The sequence below is a fragment of the Alteromonas sp. BL110 genome (assembly GCF_003443615.1).
In the GTDB taxonomy this organism is placed as follows: domain Bacteria; phylum Pseudomonadota; class Gammaproteobacteria; order Enterobacterales; family Alteromonadaceae; genus Alteromonas.
Window position 1 is genome coordinate 314,616 of sequence record NZ_CP031967.1, and the last position, 20,767, is coordinate 335,382.

Genomic DNA, 20,767 nt, shown 5'->3' on the forward strand with positions numbered 1-20,767 from the left:
ATGGAAAATCATAACAATACGCAAAGCGGCATTATTTCTTGGTTTGCAAGAAACTCTGTAGCAGCCAACCTTCTGATGTTCTTCATTATTGTCATGGGGGTAGCCAGCTACTTTACTATTCAGCGTCAGATGTTTCCTAACATCGAAATTAATTATATTACCGTTGAAGCCAACTACCCTGGCGCTTCTCCTCAAGAAATTGAAGAAAGTATCTTCATCAAAGTTGAGGAAGCGGTAAAAGACATCACTGAAATTAAACGTACCGTATCTAGAGCATTTCGCGGCGGCGGTGCAGTCACCTTGGAAATTGATACAAAAGCTGAACTGACTGACGTTCTAGACAAAGTCAAACTTCGCGTAGACAGCATTGCTACCTTCCCTGCGGGTATGGAGCCTGTTAATGTTTCGCAAGTAGAGTTCCAGCAGCAAGTTATCGAAATGCCCATTGTTGGCGACCTACCTTTATCTGAACTGAAAGTGCTGGCTAAAGAAGTCGAAGACGAACTACTGCAACTTGGTTCTATTTCGTTAGTGGAGGCCAATACGCCCGATGATGAAATTGCCATTGAAATTAAGCCCGATACGCTGAGAAAGTACGGTTTGACTATTGCCGATGTTACACAGGCCATTAATAGTTATTCAGCAAATATCTCTGCAGGCCAGCTAAGAACTAATTCAGGGATAGTGTCAGTTCGAGTTGAAAATCAATACTACAGCGGCGACGAGTTCAAACAAATCCCAATTAAAATTGGCGCTGGCGGCGCGAAAGTAACCTTAGGTGATGTTGCCTATATCAACGATGGGTTCGTTGAAGGTGAACGTTACTTTAAGTACAACGGCATGAACGCCATCTACATCGCTGTGAAAGCCACTAAAACACAGAACACGATTCCCGTTGCAGAAACGGTTAAAACCTATATAGAACAGAAAAACGAAAACCTTCCTCAGGGCGTTAGTTTAGAAGTTTTAGTAGATATGACCTACTACCTTAACGCACGCCTAGACATGATGTTATCGAACCTTGTTCAAGGGTCTGTACTCGTTGCGATTATGCTTACCCTTTTCTTACGTTTCCGACTGGCACTGTGGGTAATGGTCGGCCTGCCAGTGTGTTTCTTAGGTGCTATGATGCTTATGCCTGTTTTCGGGGTGAGTATTAATATTCTTTCGCTCTTTGCGTTCATTATGGTGCTGGGCATTGTGGTCGATGATGCAATCGTTATTGGTGAAAGCGCCTATACCGAAATTGAGAGCAAAGGCGGCGGCGTTGATAACGTGGTTCGCGGTGCAAAGCGCGTTGCGACACCCGCAACATTTGGCGTACTCACTACCATCGCGGTATTTGCCCCATTTACACTGAGCAGTGGCCCTGAAGGTGCATTTTTCTATAATATCGCTGTGGTAGTTATTTTGTGCTTGGCTTTTAGTTTGATTGAGTCAAAACTAATCTTGCCAGCGCATTTAGCTCACACTAAGTTCTCTCCAGTACGACAAGACAGCTGGCGTGCACGCTTTAACAAAGGCTTCTTTGCATTTGTTAATGGCCCATACAAACGCACAGTTACAAAAGCGATTGAATGGCGCTGGGCAGTACTTATGATGTTCGTGGCTATGCTAATGCTAAGCTTGGGGCTGATTGGGGCAAACTACGTGCGTATGGTACCAAACCCTAAAGTGCCGCACGACTTCCCTAGCGTAAAAATAGAGATGAACGAAAACGTCTCTGACCTTGCTACTATAAATGCGCTTAAAATTGTTGAGCAAACCATTCTCGATGTAGAAGAACAAATCATTGATGAATTTGGTCAAGGCATGATCCGTGATCGCCTCGCCTTTAACGAAGACAGCAATGAAGGGCGTATACTCACGCCACTGGTTAACGAAGAAGACCGTCCTATCGATACCTTTGAGCTTGCACGTCGCTGGCGTGAAGCTATCCCTGAAATTTCGGGCATGAAGTCGTTTACCGTTATTGACGATGTAAACGGTGACGGTGATGACGGCGAATTCGGCTACTTATTATTTGGTCCAGACATCAACACGCTAAACGCTGCGGGCCTTAAGTTCATTGAAATGCTGCAGCAGCAAGAAGGCTTATTTGATGTGAGCTCGACTATCGACCCGCCAAGCAAAGAAGTGCAAATGACGTTACTTCCGGTTGCCTACGATTTGGAATTAACTCTTTCTAATATCGCCTCGCAGGTTGGCGCAGGTTTTTACGGCGGCGAAGCACAACGTGTTATTCGAAACGGCGAAGAAGTTAAGGTTATGGTTCGCTACCCTGAACTCACCCGCGAGCGCTTTGCTGACTTGAAATACTCTTTAATCAAAACGCCTAATGGCCAAGAAGTGATGCTTGGTGACGTGGTCGCATTAGAAGAAAAGCCGGGTATTAGCTACATTCGCCGAGAAGGTGGTTACCGCAGTGTTTATATCTGGGGCAACATTGATGAAGAAAAAGTTGAACCTAATGAAGTCGTCACAGAAATTCAGGACAAATTGCTCCCTCAACTTAAAGAGTCGTTCCCATCTGTGATGACTGAGCTTGGCGGCGATATTGAAGAGCAGCAAGCGCAACAAAACGAGCAAATACTCTTCTTCCTAGCGGCCATGATCATGGTGTATATCCTTTTAGCTGTACCGCTAAAAAGTTATGGGCAACCACTTATTATTATGTCGGTTATTCCATTTAGCTTTACAGGTGCAGTGTTCGGTCACTTTGTACTAGGCTTAGATTTATCAATGATGTCTAACTTTGGCCTTATTGCAGCAGCCGGGGTTGTTATCAACGACTCGCTAGTTATGACTGATTTTGTGAATCAGCGCCGTGCACAAGGCTACAGTATAAAAGAGGCGGTAACTGAGGCCGGTACCGCGCGCTTTAGGGCAATTACATTAACCTCTATCACCACTTTTGTGGGCGTATTGCCAATTATGTTTGAGACTAGTCTACAGGCAGCATTTGTAGTGCCCATGGCGGCAGCGCTTGGCTTTGCAGTGCTTTATGCCACTTTGGTAACTCTCATTTTGGTACCTTGTTTGTACTTGATACTGCTAGATTTGCGTGGTCCTTTCTCCTACATAAAAGGGTTAATTTTTCGCAGGAAGTCAAGCGTTGGGGTCGTAAGTAGTAGTGCAAGTGAAACATATACAACTGAGCCTTCGAGTTCTGCTAAATAGCGGCTAGTACTGACTATGTAGCCACCACAACTACGTGTTATAAACGCACTTTACTTTTAAAAATGAGCCTGCAAGGCTCATTTTTTTCGAGCATATTGAAAGGAAAAGGCTATGGAAAACGCAATTTCAATAAGACCAGCAACGCCTGGCGATATTTCGCAAATTCGTCAGTTCATTCTAGAACTTGCCATATATGAAAAGGCTGAGCATGAAGTAGAAGCCTCTGAAGAAGCGCTTTTAAAGACACTATTTGGCGAAGGTGCCACCGCGCATTGTGTTATTTGCGAAAATAATGAGGCTCCCATTGGCTTTGCCGTGTACTTCTTTAATTATTCCACTTGGCAAGGTCGCAACGGGCTTTATCTTGAAGATCTTTATGTTTCGCCGAAATCTCGTGGCCTAGGTGCGGGTAAAGCGCTGCTACAACATTTAGCAAAAACAGCGGTAGAAAACGACTGCGGCCGTTTTGAGTGGAGTGTTTTAGATTGGAATAAACCCGCTATCGATTTTTATGAGTCTCTTGGCGCTAAACCCAAGAGTGAATGGCTAGGCTATCGCATGGATGGACAGACACTTATCGACTTCGCAAAACAGGGTTAACGCTGACTCGTTACAGTTTGCCTGCAAAATAAAAAAGCCATTCGCTTTCACGAATGGCTTTCAAGTTCTTTGGATAATCTTTCAGTTTTACTTAGAAAGAACCAATCAGTGATAAGCGTGCGTTGATTGGCGCACCTACTGTAACCTGATGCGTAGAATGTGCATTAGGGAAGTAAAGCGTATCAGTTAAGTTTTCTACGTTTAGCTGAAGACGTGTCTTGTCGCTAAGTGTGTAGTACGCTGATGCATCAACACGGGTATAGCTTGGCAGTACAGGCGACGTAGCACTTGTCGATACCTTGCTTTCGTCTTGGTATGTTGCACCAATGCCGAAGCCAAATACTTCATTCACTTCATACGTTGTCCATACTGACATGGTGTTTTCAGGTAGCTCACGAAGCTCCACACCGCTTGCATTTTCCCCATCAAGGTTGCTGTAGTTAGCGGTAACGTACCACTTGTCAGTGATATAACCTTGAAGCTGAAGCTCAAAACCTGATACATCTGAGTCTACTTCTACGAAGCTTTCTGCATCGTTAGGGTCGTTATCAAGTGACGTTTGCTCATTTTCAAAGATAGCAGCCGTAAAGCTCATGCTCTCACTGAAGTCCCACTTAATACCAACTTCTTGGTTAGTGAAGGTATCCGGGTCCAGTGCGTCCGCATCACCATTGATATTCGCATACTGCTCGCCACTACGTGGTAAGAATGACTCGCTGTAGCTTGCGTAAATTGAGATATTTTCTTGAGGCTTATAAACAAGGCCCGCACGCGGCGATACTTCTTCGTCTTTTCTGCTGCGCGTTTCTGCTGCAACAACGTTAAACACTTCAATATCGAAGCTATCAAAGCGTGCGCCTAGCACTAGGTCGAAGTTTTCTGATAGTGCAATTTCGTCTTGCACGTAGAAAGAGTAAACATCAAGGTCTACGTGTGTATCGTCGTTTACATCACTAAAAGCAGCAGTAACTGTTTCGCCAACAGCGTTAGTACCAGTTAGGCCTCTGAAACTAAGTGGGCGAGTTACATTAAACGCTTCTCTATCGCCATCTGTAGAATCAAATACTGGGTTATAACGGTCTTGGTTTGACTTGGTATTAATAACCTCGCCACCAAAAATAACCGTATGCTCAATACTGCCTGTTGCGAACTCGCCCACTAAGTTTGAAGACAAGATAAGGTTTTCACGCTGCGTAGTATCCACATAACCATCAAGAGTTACTACTTCAGTATCGGCGTCATAAGCGGCAGCATAAAAGTTTGAGTAAACTTTGTCGTAGTCACCATAAAAGGCGTTGAAGTTACCTTTTAAGTTGTCTGAGAATGTATGCTCGACGTTTGCACGAAATACGTCGGCACCAAGAGTTTGGTAGTTATTTTCTGGGTCACCAAATACAATTTCTTCAAATGCTTCTACGGGTTCACCGTTTGCCGTTGGCACACCACGGTCAATGAAGCGCTCGTGATCGATATATTCATATGACACATCAACAATGGTATCGTCGCTTACTTCAAAACGTGCAGTTGGGTTAAAACCATAGCGGTCGCCATCGTAAAAGTCACGGTGGTTATCAAGGCTTTCATACATTGCATTAATGCGAAGCGCAGACTTATCGCCTGTATCAACGTTGGTATCTAGTTGAAAGTTGTAAGCGCCAAAGGTGTTAGCAGAAACGTTATAGTTTACGAATTTTTCGCCCGTTTTCGCTTTTTTAGATACTCGGTTTAGGATACCGCCCGTACCGCCACGGCCGAATAGCAATGCATTCGGTCCACGAAGAATCTCTACTTGTTCGACGTTGTAAAGCGCACGATAGTACTGAACGTCGTCGCGATTACCATCTAAGTAGAAGTCGGCTGTTGAACGTACACCACGAAATACTACTGCGTCACGGTGACCTTCACCTTGAGAAGTATTAACACCTGGTGCGTAGTCAATAATTTGTCCAATACTTGTAATACCACGCGCTGTAATTTCTTCAGCGGTGATGATTGACAAGCTTTGCGGTACGTCGAGGATAGGCGTTGGGCTTTTAATAGAGTTTGACTGGTTAACAGAAAGGTACTTACCTTCTACCGTTAATCTTTCAATGTCTTCCATATCAGCAGCAAGTACAGCTGGGCTCAATATTATCGCAGTGGCAATACTCGTAAGTTTGAATTTCAAAATTACTCTCCAAGGGTTCTTCAAAGTGTTGTGTGTTTATTGGCAACCAAGAACCTTATTATTTGGCATTACTTTTTTTGAGTGACTAGCTTTTCCAAGCCACTCGACTTCTCATTCGTTATGCAATTGCAAATAATAATAGTTGCTATTTGTGGTCTGGATAATATAGAAAAAATGGCAAGATGACGAGAGCAAATACATCAAAATTTAAAAACTCTTTATAAACTTTCTTAATCTTTAGTCTAAAAAAACGCTAAAGAGTACATTTTTCGAGCATAACAAGTAAAAAAATACCTGTTTTGTCTCAAATTGTTTTAAAAAAGTTAATTAAGAAAAACGCAAAAAGCCCGCTTTGTGTGTTCGTCGTTTCCGCGTTGTTAGCTAAAATTTGAGCGTTACTATATCCCTGCACTTAAAACTAATAGCAGCTGTTGTATTGCAAAAGTCCGTTAGTTTTTTCAACGCTAATTAAACTTGCTAGCTAAATAACTGACTTAGAGCCTGTCGAACCCGATGAACTTATAGTGACGTGTGAACGGGAAGGTTTTAAGTGATGGACACTGCCTATTGGCACCTACATCTATTATGATATGGCGTTTTCAGTATACGAACTGATTGAGTATGTGGTGGTAAAGCATTTAGGCTAAAAAGATATGACGAAACGTCTCAAATGAGTAACTAGAACCCGTGCTAGACTTTAGCCCGTTTAAAACAATAACTAACCGCTACGCTTTAGCATAACGGCCTAGTATTAGCGCGACTGTATTTTTCGCTACATTTTTTTTGTTGTTGTCGCTTAATGCATCTTCAATTTTAAAAAGCTGAGGCCAAAAACACTGCCCTTTTACTAAGCTATCAATTTCATCAACAACACGGCTTAGGTCATCATACTCAATTCTATTATCTGCCTTCGCTGCCTTTAACCAACGATGCAATGCCGTTTCTTGAGCTTTTAATTGAGCGACTTCGTCTTTCAGCTTATCAGGGTCATAAAAAAAGTGCCCTATTGCAACCCGTGCAATATCTAAATGTTCTTCAGTGACCGTAAATTCAATGTCTTGTAGTATTAGTTCAGAAAGCTGTTCGGATAAATCACGAGAAGAGTCGTATTCCACCGTGACGCTTAGCTTGGCGTTTTCAAATTGCTTTGTCACCAAGTGCATTACTAACTCTTCTTTCGTAGCGAAATGATTATACACAGTGCGCTTTGACACATTCGCCAGTTCAGCCAACTTATCCATGCTGGTGCCGTTTACGCCGAACTCCTGGAATGCCTGAGTTGCAGCCTGGATGATGGCTTCGCGCTTTATATCACTGCGCGTTCTCGTGTTGCCTACCATATCGAAACTCTCAAAATAAATCCTCTATGCCTTGCCAGTTACTTTGTCTGTTTTTTTTTTGCTTTATCATTTTACACCGAACAGTTTACTTTTCAATGTGGCCGCACTAAAATGCACTCATCAGTTTACTTTAGGTAATCGCTGCTTTTTCGCTCTCGTGCTAGAGCATCATTACCTAACGTTTTCATGTCTATACTTTAATTACCCTGACAATGGATTACACACACCTATGTCCATAATGCGATTCTCTCACATTCTATTTTTAAGCGTTTTATCAGTTTCAACCCTAACTGCATGTTCACAAGAAGCGCCTGCCGAGCAGCAATCAAACGCGACTCCTCGCTACGTGAAGCTTGCTACGGTAAGCAACATACCAGATTTCGATGAGTTCACTTTTCCAGCTGTCGTTTCGGCGGTTAAAACCGTAGATTTAAGCTTCGAAGTCTCGGGTCGTCTTATCCAAACCGACTTAGTGACAGGCAGCGATATAGAGAAAGGAAAGCTGCTGGCTACCATCGACCGTAAACCGTTTGAGCGCCGCGTGGAAGAGTCGAAGACACGCCTAGATCAATCAAAGCGTGAACTAGATAGAATTGAGAAAATGTTTGCGCAAAAGCTAGTTGCACAAAGCGCACTAGATACCGCGAAAACATCTTATGAGCTTGCAGTGATCGACCTAAAAAATGCAGAGCAAGATTTAAGTTACACCCAGCTATATGCCCCGTTTGACGCAAAGGTGTCACAACGCCTTGTTGAAAACAACAGCTTTGTTGCTGCGGGCACTCCTATTGCTCGCCTTCAAGATGTGTCAAAAATCTACTTCAATATCAATGTGCCTGAACGCCTGCTAACCGCCAATATTGGACGTGGGATCAAACAAGCTAGCGCGACACTAGCGACCAATCGCAACCAATGGTATCCCGTGAATTATGTAGAGCACTCAACACAGCCTGATCCTGTGTCACAAACCTATGAAGTGGTGTTTGCGATGGAGCCTCGTGAAGAACTGCCATTGACGCCGGGGGCTCGAGCAGTAGTAAAAGTAAGTCTTCAGGGAAGCGTATATCCTGAGGGCTTCGTTGTGCCGGTAAGATCCCTTGTAGAAGAAGAAAATTCGGGCTTTGCAGTATGGGTATATAACGACGAAACGAGTTCGGTGATAAAAACGCCAGTTGATGTGAAACATATAGAAAACGAGCTCGCGATCATAAAAGGCAAAAACCAAGGTGATATAACACTGGGTCTTCAAGTCGTTGCTGCCGGAGCGACACAAATGCGTGCAGATATGAAAGTACTTCCTTACCAAGGAGAGAAGTAATTTATGGATATCGCACGTTATTCGATTGATAAGCCCGTCAACATTTGGCTGATGGTGGTCATCCTGCTTCTAGGCGGCATCTTAGCCATGAGCAAAATAGGTCGTTTGGAAGACCCCGCCTTTACTATTAAACAAGTAAAGGTATACACCAGCTACCCTGGGGCCAGTGCTGAAAAAGTAGAACGCGAAGTCACCGAGCGCTTAGAAATTGCTATTCAACAAATGCCGCAGTTAAAGGAAGTGACATCAATTTCATCGCCCGGCCTATCAGAGATTACGGTTGAAGTTAAAAGTACTTACGACAGTAATATATTGCCGCAGATTTGGGATGAGCTAAGAAAACGGCTTCGCGACACCGCAAGTTCACTTCCCACCGGCGCACAAGACCCCATTGTTTACGACGACTTCGGAGATGTATATGGTCTCTACTATGCCTTGAGCGCGCCAGATTTTGACACTCGCGAACTTCGCGAATTTGCACGTATTATCCGACGCGATCTACTTACCACAGAAGGGGTTGCCAAAGTTAATGTAACTGGCGTTCAAACAGAACAGATAGTGGCGTATATCAACCCCTATCAACTCGCAGGCTTAGGCATATCCTTCCCTGATCTAGCCGCTCTTTTTGAAGATAATTTGCGGCCCTTTAACGGCGGTCGGATTAAAGTAGACGAAAAAAATGTACGTTTAATTGTTGAGCGCGCTCCAGACAGGCTAGAAGAGATTTCGAACCTTTCAGTGGTAGTGCCGGGTACCAACCGTTCGCTTAGAGTTGCGGACATCGCCACATTAAAGTTAGAGCCTGCCGACATACAGCCTGTTCATGTACGCTACAACGGCGAAGAAGCACTGACGCTTTCTGTTTCGGCCCTAACTGACGTTAACATTGTTGATGTGGGCGAGCGCGTTAACGCAAAAGTAGAAAAACTGCTACAAGAGCTGCCTGTCGGTATTACGCTTACGCCTATATACGACCAGGCTTCCGTGGTTGATGAGTCTGTAACGGGTTTCATTAATAACTTGGTGATGTCAGTAGCCGTTGTTACCTTAACCCTATGTTTATTTATGGGATGGCGCTCAGGTGTAGTAGTTGGCTCTGTCCTTCTTGTTACCGTGCTAGGTACGATACTCGTCATGTGGCTAATGGATATTCAGCTTCAGCGAATATCCCTTGGTGCTATGGTTATCGCCATGGGAATGCTGGTGGATAACGCTATTGTGGTTGCTGAAGGTATGATGCTTCGCATGGCCACTGGCTCTACGGCTAAAGAATCTGCAAGCTTTATTGTTAAGCGTACGCAATGGCCGCTACTTGGCGCAACCGTTATTGGTATCGCCGCATTCTCAGGGATAGGTCTTTCAAATGATGCCACCGGCGAGTTTCTTTACTCTCTGTTTGCCGTAGTGTTAGTTTCACTAATGATCAGCTGGATATTAGCAGTAACGTTAGTGCCTGTACTCGGCGCGTATTTCTACCGTAAAGGTATGGGTCAGACTGCAGGTAACGAACTTTCTGCATCGCAACGCTGGTTTAAGCGCACGTTGTTAGGCGCACTTAAACTTCGTTGGGTAACTATTGGTGTGCTTTTTATCATTACCATCGTGGCTTATGGAAGCTTTGGTATGGTAAAACAAGGCTTCTTCCCTCCGTCAAATGCACCACTATTTTTTGTACATTATTGGGGCCCACAAGACAGAGATATACGAGCCACTGAAGTGATAGCAAAAGAAGCAGAATCACGCATTTTGGCAATGGAAAATGTGACGGCTGTAACCACCTTTATTGGACAAGGTGCAGATCGCTTCACCCTCACATACGCGCCTAAAAGCGCTAACGAAAACTATGCTTTTTTCATGGTTCGCGCGAACGAACTGGATAACATCCCAGCTATTCAAGAGCAGCTCAGAAACAAGCTTACCGACTTAGATTTCGACGCTAACTTCTACATGGAACGTATGCAGTTTGGACCCGGCTCTGGTGCAAAATTGGAAGCACGATTTTCTGGCCCAGATACCGAAGTGCTTCGCAAGTTAGCTGAAGAAGCTAAAGCGCTACTTTTTGCTGATGGACAAGTGAAAGACGTACGCCACAACTGGCGTGAAAAAGGCTTTGCCATCAACACGCAGTTTGATAACTACAACGCGGGTATTGCTGGCGTATCGCATAGCGACTTTAGCCAAACCATACAGTACGCAAGTAGCGGTGTTCAGCTAGGCACAGTGCAAGATGGCGACTATGCCTACAACATTATTGCGAAAATGGGCAAGGCAGAAGACACTGAACTGCAGTCTATCCGAGAATCTCAAGTATGGTCTACGCAGCAGCGACAGTACGTGCCTTTCACACAGGTGTCGCAAGGCCTAGAGCTTATGACCGAAGAAATGCGTATTCACCGTCGCGATCGCGTGCGTACTATTACGGTAGAAGCAGAGCCAGGTGACCATGAAACCGCTGCTAAAGCGTTAGCTAGAATCCGCCCGCTTATCGAAGATATTGAGCTGCCAGCAGGTTATACGCTGGAATGGGGCGGCGAATTTGAAAGCTCTAGCGATGCACAAAAAGCGCTGGGTGCCGGGTTGCCCGCAGGCTTTTTAGTCATGTTTATTATCTCAGTATTGCTATTTGGTCATGCGCGCCAGCCACTTATCATTTGGCTTGTAGTGCCTATGGCTGTGGTGGGCGTAGTAACGGGCTTATTGGGTACTGATATGCCGTTTGGCTTTATGTCGCTACTCGGCTTTTTGAGCTTGTTTGGAATGCTGATTAAAAATGCCATTGTGCTTATTGAAGAAATTGACCTTCAAATAGAGGAAGGCTTAGCTATCAGGCAAGCGATTGTCGATGCTACTATCAGCCGTGTACGCCCGGTTTCATTAGCTGCGGTAACGACTATTTTAGGCATGGCGCCGCTGCTATTTGACGCCTTCTTTGCCGACATGGCTGTAACGATTATGGGCGGCTTGGCGTTTGCCACGATACTTACGCTTATCGCTGTACCTGTGCTTTACAGCTTGCTGTTTAAAGTTAGCTATCGCAAGAGCTAGGGCTTAAAAACTAATGGTCTCTTTATCAGAATAGTTATAAACGCTGGTAGAGAGGCCACTTCTTTGTTAGCCATGTTTACGCTATTAACGCAAACCCGCTAGACTAGCGCTTAGCCTCTACCCTACTTTGCATGAACTTCATAACATCGCGCCAGGATACCATGCCAACCGGGTGCTTATCTTTATCGATGATGGGAATGCAGGAAATTTTATGCGTATTGAAAAGCTCAATGGCCGCGAATACCGAGTCAGTAGGATTCAGCGTTATCACTTCACGGGTCATAATTTGATGGGCACGTTTATCTAGCGTGGCGCGATCAAGCATGCGCTCACTTAACGTGTCGACAAAAGGGCTCACTGACTTCATCAAGTCCCTATCAGAGATAATGCCCTGAAGTTTATTATCGTGAACCACGGTCAAATGATGAAACCCCGTTGCCGCGAATAGCACCCTTAACGACTGCAAGCTGTCATCCATGTGCACGCTAACTACACGCGTAGACATAATATTAGCAATACTCATCAAGTTTCCTTTTTACTTTCACTCTAGCTCTTTGCATTAGTGTTATTACAAGTATAACTGGTAGCCCTAACTCAGGGTATTAGCCTGGTCTATTAACTCGGAATATCAGCTCAGAGCCTTAGTTTAGGTAATTAGCTAAGTAGCTCCATATGCCATAGATTTAGCTTAACAAGGATTGAATATAAACACTAAACGTATGGGTTATCGCCCATGGCCACGGCGACGCAGAATAACCGCAAGTCTAGCTCAAGCTGATGGTAATCAGGCTCCATGTAGCAACAAAGTTTATAGAAGGCTTTGTTATGGTCTTTCTCTTTGAAGTGCGCTAATTCATGCACAACGAGCGCTTTCAATAAGGGCTCTGGCGCATATAGTAGGTCTTTATTAATGGCCAAATCGTGCTTACGCGTTTTACCTTGCATTCGGTAGGTATGCGTACCTAACGCGTTGGTTATCATATCCCCTTGCTTTTTAAACGCGGCGCGCCCAAATGGAAGAGCATTTTTTAAAAACTGCTTCTTTAATTCAGTCGCATACTGATACAGTAATTTGTCGGTGGTTACGTCATGGGCTTCTGGGTACTTTTTTAGCAGATAAGTCTTTAGCTGATTGTTTGAAATTAGCTTTAGCGCTTGTTCCACGATAGTCGGGGGGTAACCATTAAAATACCGAGCATATTCATTCACGTTTAATTTCTCCTTTGTACGAAGAATTATAAAGCATTAAAACCTAGTGGACAGGTCTCATTTTCCTGAGGCATCACTTTTATATAAAGCAAAAAAGCCGCAGTAAAGGTTACTGCGGCGAAGGGTGTGCTAAGGGAAGCACTACGGGAAGTTTGTTTAAACTCCAGAAGATAAAACTATTCTACGGTAACTACGACTTTACCCACAGCTTTACCACTTGCCAGACGGTCATGTGCCTGTGCTATCTGCTCAAAAGAGAAATTTTCCGCGTCTATAATAGGTTTAAGCGCACCAGCATCTACAATGCTCGCCAACTGTTTAAGTGTTTCACCATGCGCTTCTCGGCCCACGTTGTGAATCATAGGAAGTAGCATAAACACCACGTTTAAACTTAAACCGCGAAAGTGAACGGGTGACAAGTCGGTCTCTAATAAAGATAAAGTAGTAGACACCTGCCCATTAAGCTTGGCTGCTGCGAATGAGTTTTGAAGATTATTACCACCTACGGTATCGAAAATAACGTCAAAGCCATTACCATCTGTGTATTTATTTACGTAATCTTCAACTGATTCACTACGATAATCGATGTAAGTTGCAGCTAAAGATTCAATAATGTCTTCTTGCTCATCAGAGCCACCTGTGGCAAATACAGTAGCCTTCATATACTTGGCAAGTTGTACTGCAATATGGCCTACTCCACCAGCACCGCCATGAACAAGTACTTTTTGCCCCTCACCGGTGAGTGCGCGAGTTAGTCCCTCAAACGCAGTAATACCAACAAGAGGAATGGCTGCCGCTTCTTTCATTGAAAGAGAAGCTGGCTTGTGAGCGATAAGGCGAACATCGGCAAGCATTTTTTCGGCAAGTGAACCTTGTAAATCACCCAAACCACCTGCACAGCCGTAAACCTCATCGCCTACTTTATATTCAGTTACACCCTCACCAACAGCTTCAATGGTACCTGCGAAATCCATACCCAGAACACCATTGGGTAACTGTGGAGCAAAAGGTAAATCAGCACCCGACTGACGAATCATCATATCGATTGTGTTAACGCTGCTTGCTGCAATACGCACAATAACGTGACCTGCCTTTACGGTAGGCTCTGCAATATCGTTTTGCGTAAATTGTTCAGAACCGCCAAATTCGTTTATTACCATCGCTTTCATGATTAAGCTCCTTTAAAGCCTGTTGTATGAGTACAGAACTAATCATAAACACTAGAACTCCAGATGATAATTAGTGTATAAAGGCATACAGTTTTTAGATTTTATTGATAATCCTAATGAACATAGAACACCTTAAGCTTTTTGTGCGTATCGCGAGCACTGCAAACATCAGCCTAGCTGGGCGTGAGCTCAACATTTCACCTGCAGTGGCGAGTGCGCACATTGGTAAGCTTGAAGAAACGCTTGGGGTTCGATTAATTCACAGAACTACCCGAAAAGTATCGCTTACCGACGATGGAAAGCTTTTTCTTCCCCATGCTCAAGAAGTGCTAGACAGCATTGAAACTGCACAAGCTGCTGTGGGTAGCGGGGCACAAACGCCTCACGGGACATTGCGCGTTACCGCCCCTGCTTCATTTGGTCGAATGCATTTAGTACCTGCGATTCCTGAATTTTTAGAACAATACCCAAAGCTAAATATCGACTTCCGATTCAGCGACAGTATTTTGGACGTGGTAGAAGGTGGCTTTGATGTTGCCATTCGCGATGCAGAATTGAAAGACTCAAATTTACACGCGAAAAAACTTGCTGATGACAAACGTATTATTGTCGCCGCCAAAAGCTATATAGATAAATACGGCGTGCCTGAAACACCATCTGATTTAAAAAACCACAAAATAGTAAACCTTACCGGGCTAGAAGTGTGGGACTTTAAGGGAGCCCATGGGGTTACCTCGGTGAAAACGCCTAATCATTTGCGTATGGATAATGGTGAAGCGGTGCGCGATGCCTGTATTCAAGGCTGCGGTATAACCCTTACTGCTACTTGGTGCAGCTCTCCATATCTGGAGAAAGGCGAGCTAGTACAGATACTACAAGATTACCCGCTTGCTACCGACTGTGCGTTATGGGCAGTGTATCCTAGCAACCGTTTATTAGCCCCCAAAGTACGCGCATTTATTGATTTCTTAGCCGACCGCTTTAGCGGCACACCTTATTGGGATGAAGAGCTAAACGGTGTTGTAGTGTGAAACCGTATCAGTTAAAAAAAATCATGTTTTAGCTTCTTATTTTTTTAAACAAAAATCACAAATTTTTCAGTCACTTCTTAGTTTCTCTACTATGCTTGTACTAAAGTAATATCGTCACCATGCATTGCTTTAGGCAACATTTATCACAGACTTTGAATTAGGTAAATAATGATGAAAAAGCCGTACTCGTTCTTCGCGGCCATCTTCAGTTTGCTGTTGGCTAACTGCACGTCAGCAGAACAAAACAAGTTAGATATTAGCGGTTTTGGTACCTTAGCCACGGCTACTGCTGATACCAACAAATATCAATTTCGCACCGACCGTTCACAAGCAGAATTTGCTAAAAAGGATGGCTTTGCATATAAGCCGTTGAGTTTAATTGGTGTGCAGCTTGATTACAGTGTAACAAGCAACCTCGACTTTGTAGGACAATTTGTTTATCGAGAACAAGATGAGCAGAATCTCGATTCCATCACCCAAATGGCCTTTTTGAGGTACGACATCTCGCCGGCGTGGCAAGTAAGAGCGGGTAGATTAGCAGCGGATATTTTTCATTTTAGTGATACCAGAGACGTTTCTATCGCTTATCCTTGGGTAAAGGTACCTACTGAAGTTTACGGTATTGTACCCGCTAGGAGTTTCGATGGTGCCGACATAAGTTACACCGCGCCCTTTAGCGACTTCAATTTGTCAATCAAAGGCTTTTGGGGAAGCGGTGAAAGCGATTTTACCAGCGGCGATTATAGCCCGATAACATTTAACGATTTACGCTCATTAGGCATTGAATTTGTAGCTTTTGACTGGAGCGTAGCGCTAAAACATACCCAAACTGAAGCTAAAAACGACAATGCTGACTCCGCGTTCGTTTCCACTTCCGTTGCACAGCTTCAGCCTTTTTGGAGCGGTGCCAATGCGTTTGCCGATTCATTAAGCTTACGCGGCGCTACAATTCAATACACTTCTTTGTACTTTAATCGTTTCTTGGGTGATTGGGACCTATCTGGAGAACTATCCTATATAGATTCAGACTCTATCGCACTGAGACCTTCTTTTAACGGCTTTCTCAATCTTAGCTATCTTTACGGAGCCCACACTTTCTATGCGCTGTATTCTTTTGCAGAGGCTGATCCGTACTACCTTAGTGAAGAGCAGCCAGGCTTCCCAATAAACGCGAATACTGCCGAGTTAGCTATTTTTGTAGAAGAAGTAGCAAGCACGCTAGCACATCGCCAGCAATCGTTTTCTGTGGGTTGGCGATGGGACTTACGAGAAAACCTAGCGTTTAAAGCGCAAGTTGAACGAACTGACATCAAAGCAAGAGGCACCGGGCTTCGAGCACGCGATGGTTTAGTTGTTGACGATGAAGAGGGTGTCGCGCACACCTTATTCCTCGCTTTAAGCTTTAGCTTTTAAGGGGAGGAGCATGAAATTATTTAAACGCCTCCCCTTGATAATTGCTTTAGCGCTGCTAATGCAATGCACAACTTTCATGGCACAAGCGCAAGAAAAAATTGTCGTTGTCACTAACCTTAATAATGATCTACAGGTATTGGATAAAAAAGGCTTAATTGATTTATTTATGGGTAAATACTCGGCGTTCCCCAATGGAAAAGAAGCCACGCCTATTGATGTAGAACTAGATTCCGAATTAAAAAGCCAGTTTTACAAGTCTTTGGTTGGGCTCCCCCTTGCAAGGGTGAATGCCTACTGGTCGCGACTTAAATTTTCAGGCCGCGTTAAACCTCCTGCGGTGGAACAAACCCTCGACGATATCAAGCGACGGCTTGAGCAAGACGAATCGGCGCTAGCTTATGTGTATGAGTCGACTGTGACCGACAGTATGAAGGTAGTATACCGTTTTGATTAACATGCAAGGTCTGGGGTTTCGTTTTTCGCTGTTTCTAGTCGCAGCGGCAATGATAGTGGTATTTACTACCGCTGAGTTCTTTTATCGTGTCACGTATGAAAACGAAATAAGCGAAGCTAACAGCGATATTGAAGAGCTTTACCAAACCGTTGGCGCAACCGCATCCATCGCCGCCTTCTTAGAAGATGAAGACTTGGCCACAGAAGCTATTAATGGCTTAGTTAAAACTGACAAAATTTTAGCGGCCTCGATAAAAAGCGAAGCCCTTTACTACCAAACGAATGTGACTGAAGCTATTAATAAAGGCACTAAACCTAGGGTGTTTGTGGTCAGGCATCCTTTTATGCCAGAAGAATCACTTGCTGAGGTGAATGTCTACCCCAACTTTGAATACATTATTCACCAAGCAGAAAAAACCAGTACCGATAACAGCTACTCACTGTACGCTGAAGCCTTAGTAGTTGGCATAGTGGCATTGATAATCACCTATTACATCATTATTTCCCCTATGTTACGAGTAGGCCGCTCTTTACACCAAATCACGCCTGGAACATCTCAGAGGATCCCAACGCCTAAATATCACTCCCGCAGTGAAATAGGTAAACTCGTTTACGACACCAATCAGCTACTGAATAAAGTTGAAGAGCAATTTACCCAGGAGCGTCAGCTTAGAGAAGAAATAGAGTTTCTTGAAAAGCGATTTAGAATGCTGTTTGAGAACGCCAAAACTGCAACCGTGTTAATGACTGAAAATGGCATGATAGAGCTTCGCAACGATGCGTTTAATGATTTAGTAGAGAAGACGGGGCTTCGGATAAAGCAAGGCTACGGCGAGCTGTTAGATGAGCTATTCGACACTCCTGAGGCAATGAAGTCTGCGCTTAAAGAGGCCTTTGCGCGAAACGAGTTTGCTACAGGTGAGTACAAGTTAAAAAGCAGCGCAAATAACAGTGCTATTTGGGTTCAACTTATTGCTAGCCCATTGTTGACAGAAGAAAATGAACGTTACTACCAGCTTACGTTAAATGATATTTCGAGTCGTAGGCAAGAGTTACAAAAGCTTGCGCTGCAAGCAGACTTCGACGCCTTAACGGGTATCTATAATAGAAATGGTGGTGAAAAGCTCATTGCTAAACTCATGAGAAAAGAGCATCAGTTTGCTTTAGCTCTAATCGATCTTAATGGATTTAAAGCAGTAAACGATATTTACGGCCACGACGCAGGCGATGAGGTGCTCATTTTTGTTGCTGAACAATTAAAAGAAAAAATACGCAAAAACGATGTCGCTATACGTTGGGGCGGCGATGAATTTATGATGTTACTGCAAGCTGATGATGAAGAGTCTGTAAAAAGCGTTATAGAAAAAGTGAATACTGGTGTTAAACAACCTTTTTATTTTAATAACGATAGCAAGCCGACTGTAGTCTCAATGAGCGTCGGCGTGGCTTTTTACCCTCAAACAAGTCGCAATTTGCATGCCCTAATTAAGCTGGCCGATATTGCTATGTACAAAGCGAAACAAAATAAGATATCGGCGCCAGACGACTACCTTATCTTTGCAAACCAATGCCGGCTAGACGATGAAGATATGAGTTAGCGAGCCTCAAGCCCCCTAATACTTAACCAACATCCTACTTTCAATACTCTTGCGTACGATATTGTCGGCAGCGCCCTTTTCCTTCATATCTAAAGCACTGTGGGCCAAATAAGGTAAGCCTTTATTGTCGTATATATTAAAAATGATAGCTTCATCCACCTGCATTTTCGATTTGTAGAACCAACGATGTTGACGGTTTGCCGCCACGCCCAAAATCTCTCCCTGACGGTCTGGGTATTTTAGAGCAATAGTCATCCAGTCTTCATCGTTCATAGAGTCTGGGCAAATAAAGCCTAACGGCGATGACATTATAGTGTCTTCTACCGGTCGCCAAATATTTACAAAGCCAAAATGTCCCTTGTTGTATTCAGCCGCTTTTTGTTCGCCCACTAAGTCAATAAGGCGTTGTTGAATTCCTTTTTCGCTGTAATCGTTATGAACATTTCTGGCTGGCCGCCGAGAAGCGCTTTCATCGTCTATACGAATGGTATGGTCGAACACGAGTACGTCTTTTGCACTGACATGTGTGGACAGCAATGTTTGAATTTCTTTGTTGTACACTTGTTCTTGTTCAGCCGTGAACGGATAAGCCACCGCATTCAGTTTTTCTAAAAAGGTTATTCCATGGACCTCAAAAACCGTGTTTGTTTGGCTTTCTCTAAGGTCGCAAACGTTAACACCCGTTGTATCTAACTCAGGCGAGACCAAATTGCCGTCTATACCGTCCACGTCAAATTCAAAAGCCTGAGTAAAAGGCTTCTTAACATGATAATTTACAGATGCATTCATATCGCTTCCCCCGAAAAAGTAAAAATCACCGGAATACTGGGTTTTGAAACCTACCCAACCCGTTTAGGGGGCGAACTATACCCGTAGCAAAAAATATGAAAAACCACTTACAGGCTGAAGCAGTATTTAGATTATGTTGATAATCTCCTTTCGCTAGCACTTAACATATTCTGAAAGCAGTTAATAACTAAGCGGCAGAGAAACCGACCGTTAGTTTTCTTCAACTATAAGCGTGAACAAGGCTGTGAATGTCTAATTATCAAAATAAACTAAATACTGACTCAATAAATAACGCATTTTTATATTTTTGAAAGTGAAATATTCTTCAATCATCAAATGGCACACAACCTAATAAGTCTTTTAGGGTTGGTCGTGACACAATAAATTGGAGATCAAATATGTCTGATGTAAAAAGCTATGTAGAAAACACTGGTACTGAAATAGAGTCAGTAGGAGCGCTGCAACAGGCTCGTGCGCTTACCCTTCCTTCAAGAGATGAAATGCTTAAACGAGCACCGTCCGTACAAAGATTTTGGGATACCAACCGTTCGCTATTAGAAAAAGCATGGAAAGAGTGGGATGTGCAAAACGAACCATTAGCTGAGTGGGTAACCGAAAGTTTGATAAGCGAGCCACTTCGCAATGCTGTCACGCTAGCGTGGGAAGACCCAGCAAAAGAACAAGCAGTGGCAGATTTGTGGGAGGAAGTCGTGCCAGGTGTATACCAAGCTCAGCTGTTCGATGTCGACAAACTGCAATTATTGCGAAATTATCTTGACGGTGTAGCTGATGCGGGTATTCCCGTTCGCCCTCCTTATGGTATTGCTTTGAATCGCAACGGCGGCATGCTAGATGCACGCTCTGAAGGGTATTTAGCAGCGCCAACGTTCCAAGACTTTTATAACGTGATCATGGACAAATACATGCGTCCTATATCTCGCTTATTGTTCCCTGAGGTCATGGGATTCGATAGCCAAACCTTCGGATTTTCAATCCAATATCAAGAAGGTATGGATACATCGCTTCGCCCGCATACTGATGCGTCTGCAGCGACAATGAATGTAAACCTTAACGTGCCAGGGGAAACCTTTAAAGGGTCGGAAGTAGACTTCTTTAATCAGAACACGGGAAAAGTGACACGTACGGTGTTTGAACCTGGTGTTGCTATGCTGCATAGAGGCAGCGTACCTCACGCCGTACAGCCTATTACTGGCGGCAGTAGAACCAATATGGTGTTGTGGTTATATGGTAATAGTATGCAAATACCACGAGGCGCTTTGCCGACGTCGAAAGCGGTTGCTAAATCGAGGTGGACAGTTCCCAACACGCCAAAAGATAGTTTTGCACCTTTCTAATACGAAAAAAAGCCGAGTTATTTATTAACTCGGCTTTCCTTTCAGCTTTGAGTTTCTAACTCAATGCTGCGCTATAAAGAAGAATTTGAGTGTTTCACAC

Annotated in this window: 15 protein-coding genes; 9 read left to right on the plus strand and 6 right to left on the minus strand. The window is 43.9% G+C overall.

The features are described from left to right. Together D1814_RS01440 and D1814_RS01445 are read left to right on the plus strand one after the other, a co-directional pair. Complete coding sequence (locus D1814_RS01440) at positions 1-3,180, plus strand: efflux RND transporter permease subunit (RefSeq protein WP_118489771.1); 3,180 nt, start codon at positions 1-3, stop codon at positions 3,178-3,180. 111 nt (positions 3,181-3,291) lie between these two features. Further along, positions 3,292-3,780, plus strand: coding sequence for a GNAT family N-acetyltransferase (locus D1814_RS01445; protein ID WP_118489772.1), 489 nt, complete (start codon positions 3,292-3,294; stop codon positions 3,778-3,780). A 91-nt stretch (positions 3,781-3,871) separates the two neighbouring features. Here the strand turns inward: D1814_RS01445 and D1814_RS01450 are convergent, their stop codons facing one another. Both D1814_RS01450 and D1814_RS01455 read right to left on the minus strand, forming a co-directional pair. Further along, on the minus strand, positions 3,872-5,947 hold the full coding sequence (locus tag D1814_RS01450) for a TonB-dependent receptor (RefSeq protein WP_118489773.1): 2,076 nt from the start codon (positions 5,945-5,947) through the stop codon (positions 3,872-3,874). A gap of 725 nt (positions 5,948-6,672) precedes the next feature. Then, complete coding sequence (locus D1814_RS01455; RefSeq protein ID WP_118489774.1) at positions 6,673-7,287, minus strand: TetR/AcrR family transcriptional regulator; 615 nt, start codon at positions 7,285-7,287, stop codon at positions 6,673-6,675. Positions 7,288-7,516: 229 nt separating this feature from the next. Between D1814_RS01455 and D1814_RS01460 the strand changes: the two genes are divergently transcribed. Both D1814_RS01460 and D1814_RS01465 read left to right on the plus strand, forming a co-directional pair. Next, entirely contained in the window at positions 7,517-8,605 is a 1,089-nt protein-coding gene (locus tag D1814_RS01460) for an efflux RND transporter periplasmic adaptor subunit (RefSeq protein WP_232368951.1), read from the plus strand. A gap of 3 nt (positions 8,606-8,608) precedes the next feature. Then, complete coding sequence (locus tag D1814_RS01465) at positions 8,609-11,650, plus strand: efflux RND transporter permease subunit (protein WP_118489775.1); 3,042 nt, start codon at positions 8,609-8,611, stop codon at positions 11,648-11,650. Positions 11,651-11,753: 103 nt separating this feature from the next. Here the strand turns inward: D1814_RS01465 and D1814_RS01470 are convergent, their stop codons facing one another. The 3 genes from D1814_RS01470 to D1814_RS01480 form a co-directional block, all read right to left on the minus strand. Then, positions 11,754-12,173 (minus strand): CBS domain-containing protein, encoded by a 420-nt coding sequence (locus D1814_RS01470; RefSeq protein WP_118489776.1) that lies wholly within the window; start codon positions 12,171-12,173, stop codon positions 11,754-11,756. A gap of 188 nt (positions 12,174-12,361) precedes the next feature. After that, a complete protein-coding gene (locus D1814_RS01475; RefSeq protein ID WP_118489777.1) occupies positions 12,362-12,859 on the minus strand; it encodes a M48 metallopeptidase family protein in 498 nt (165 codons plus the stop codon). Between the two features lie 176 nt (positions 12,860-13,035). Beyond that, complete coding sequence (locus D1814_RS01480) at positions 13,036-14,028, minus strand: zinc-dependent alcohol dehydrogenase family protein (protein WP_118489778.1); 993 nt, start codon at positions 14,026-14,028, stop codon at positions 13,036-13,038. 116 nt (positions 14,029-14,144) lie between these two features. On the opposite strand from D1814_RS01480, the gene D1814_RS01485 reads away from it, so the two are divergent. The 4 genes from D1814_RS01485 to D1814_RS01500 all read left to right on the plus strand — a co-directional run bounded on the left by D1814_RS01485 (position 14,145) and on the right by D1814_RS01500 (position 18,523). Then, positions 14,145-15,059, plus strand: a complete 915-nt coding sequence (locus D1814_RS01485) for a LysR family transcriptional regulator (RefSeq protein ID WP_118489779.1) — start codon at positions 14,145-14,147, stop codon at positions 15,057-15,059. 168 nt (positions 15,060-15,227) lie between these two features. After that, positions 15,228-16,472 carry a hypothetical protein gene (locus tag D1814_RS01490; RefSeq protein WP_118489780.1) on the plus strand — a complete coding sequence of 415 codons (1,245 nt, stop codon included), beginning with the start codon at positions 15,228-15,230 and terminating at the stop codon, positions 16,470-16,472. 10 nt (positions 16,473-16,482) lie between these two features. Then, entirely contained in the window at positions 16,483-16,926 is a 444-nt protein-coding gene (locus tag D1814_RS01495; protein ID WP_118489781.1) for a hypothetical protein, read from the plus strand. Between the two features lies 1 nt (position 16,927). Then, the gene (locus tag D1814_RS01500) at positions 16,928-18,523 is read left to right on the plus strand and encodes a sensor domain-containing diguanylate cyclase (protein ID WP_232369038.1); all 1,596 of its coding nucleotides are present in this window, start codon (positions 16,928-16,930) and stop codon (positions 18,521-18,523) included. Between the two features lie 15 nt (positions 18,524-18,538). Here the strand turns inward: D1814_RS01500 and D1814_RS01505 are convergent, their stop codons facing one another. After that, positions 18,539-19,312 carry a CmcJ/NvfI family oxidoreductase gene (locus D1814_RS01505; RefSeq protein WP_118489783.1) on the minus strand — a complete coding sequence of 258 codons (774 nt, stop codon included), beginning with the start codon at positions 19,310-19,312 and terminating at the stop codon, positions 18,539-18,541. A 398-nt stretch (positions 19,313-19,710) separates the two neighbouring features. Between D1814_RS01505 and D1814_RS01510 the strand changes: the two genes are divergently transcribed. Next, on the plus strand, positions 19,711-20,667 hold the full coding sequence (locus tag D1814_RS01510) for a 2OG-Fe(II) oxygenase family protein (protein WP_118489784.1): 957 nt from the start codon (positions 19,711-19,713) through the stop codon (positions 20,665-20,667). The last annotated feature ends 100 nt before the right edge of the window (positions 20,668-20,767 follow it).

Bases quoted from the DNA above. Each gene is read 5' to 3' on its own strand.
- D1814_RS01440 (WP_118489771.1), top strand. From the start codon at position 1: ATGGAAAATCATAACAATACGCAAAGCGGCATTATTTCTTGGTTTGCA.
- D1814_RS01445 (WP_118489772.1), top strand. From the start codon at position 3,292: ATGGAAAACGCAATTTCAATAAGACCAGCAACGCCTGGCGATATTTCG.
- D1814_RS01455 (WP_118489774.1), bottom strand. From the start codon at position 7,287: ATGGTAGGCAACACGAGAACGCGCAGTGATATAAAGCGCGAAGCCATC.
- D1814_RS01460 (WP_232368951.1), top strand. From the start codon at position 7,517: ATGTCCATAATGCGATTCTCTCACATTCTATTTTTAAGCGTTTTATCA.
- D1814_RS01465 (WP_118489775.1), top strand. From the start codon at position 8,609: ATGGATATCGCACGTTATTCGATTGATAAGCCCGTCAACATTTGGCTG.
- D1814_RS01470 (WP_118489776.1), bottom strand. From the start codon at position 12,173: ATGAGTATTGCTAATATTATGTCTACGCGTGTAGTTAGCGTGCACATG.
- D1814_RS01480 (WP_118489778.1), bottom strand. From the start codon at position 14,028: ATGAAAGCGATGGTAATAAACGAATTTGGCGGTTCTGAACAATTTACG.
- D1814_RS01485 (WP_118489779.1), top strand. From the start codon at position 14,145: ATGAACATAGAACACCTTAAGCTTTTTGTGCGTATCGCGAGCACTGCA.
- D1814_RS01490 (WP_118489780.1), top strand. From the start codon at position 15,228: ATGATGAAAAAGCCGTACTCGTTCTTCGCGGCCATCTTCAGTTTGCTG.
- D1814_RS01495 (WP_118489781.1), top strand. From the start codon at position 16,483: ATGAAATTATTTAAACGCCTCCCCTTGATAATTGCTTTAGCGCTGCTA.
- D1814_RS01500 (WP_232369038.1), top strand. From the start codon at position 16,928: ATGCAAGGTCTGGGGTTTCGTTTTTCGCTGTTTCTAGTCGCAGCGGCA.
- D1814_RS01505 (WP_118489783.1), bottom strand. From the start codon at position 19,312: ATGAATGCATCTGTAAATTATCATGTTAAGAAGCCTTTTACTCAGGCT.
- D1814_RS01510 (WP_118489784.1), top strand. From the start codon at position 19,711: ATGTCTGATGTAAAAAGCTATGTAGAAAACACTGGTACTGAAATAGAG.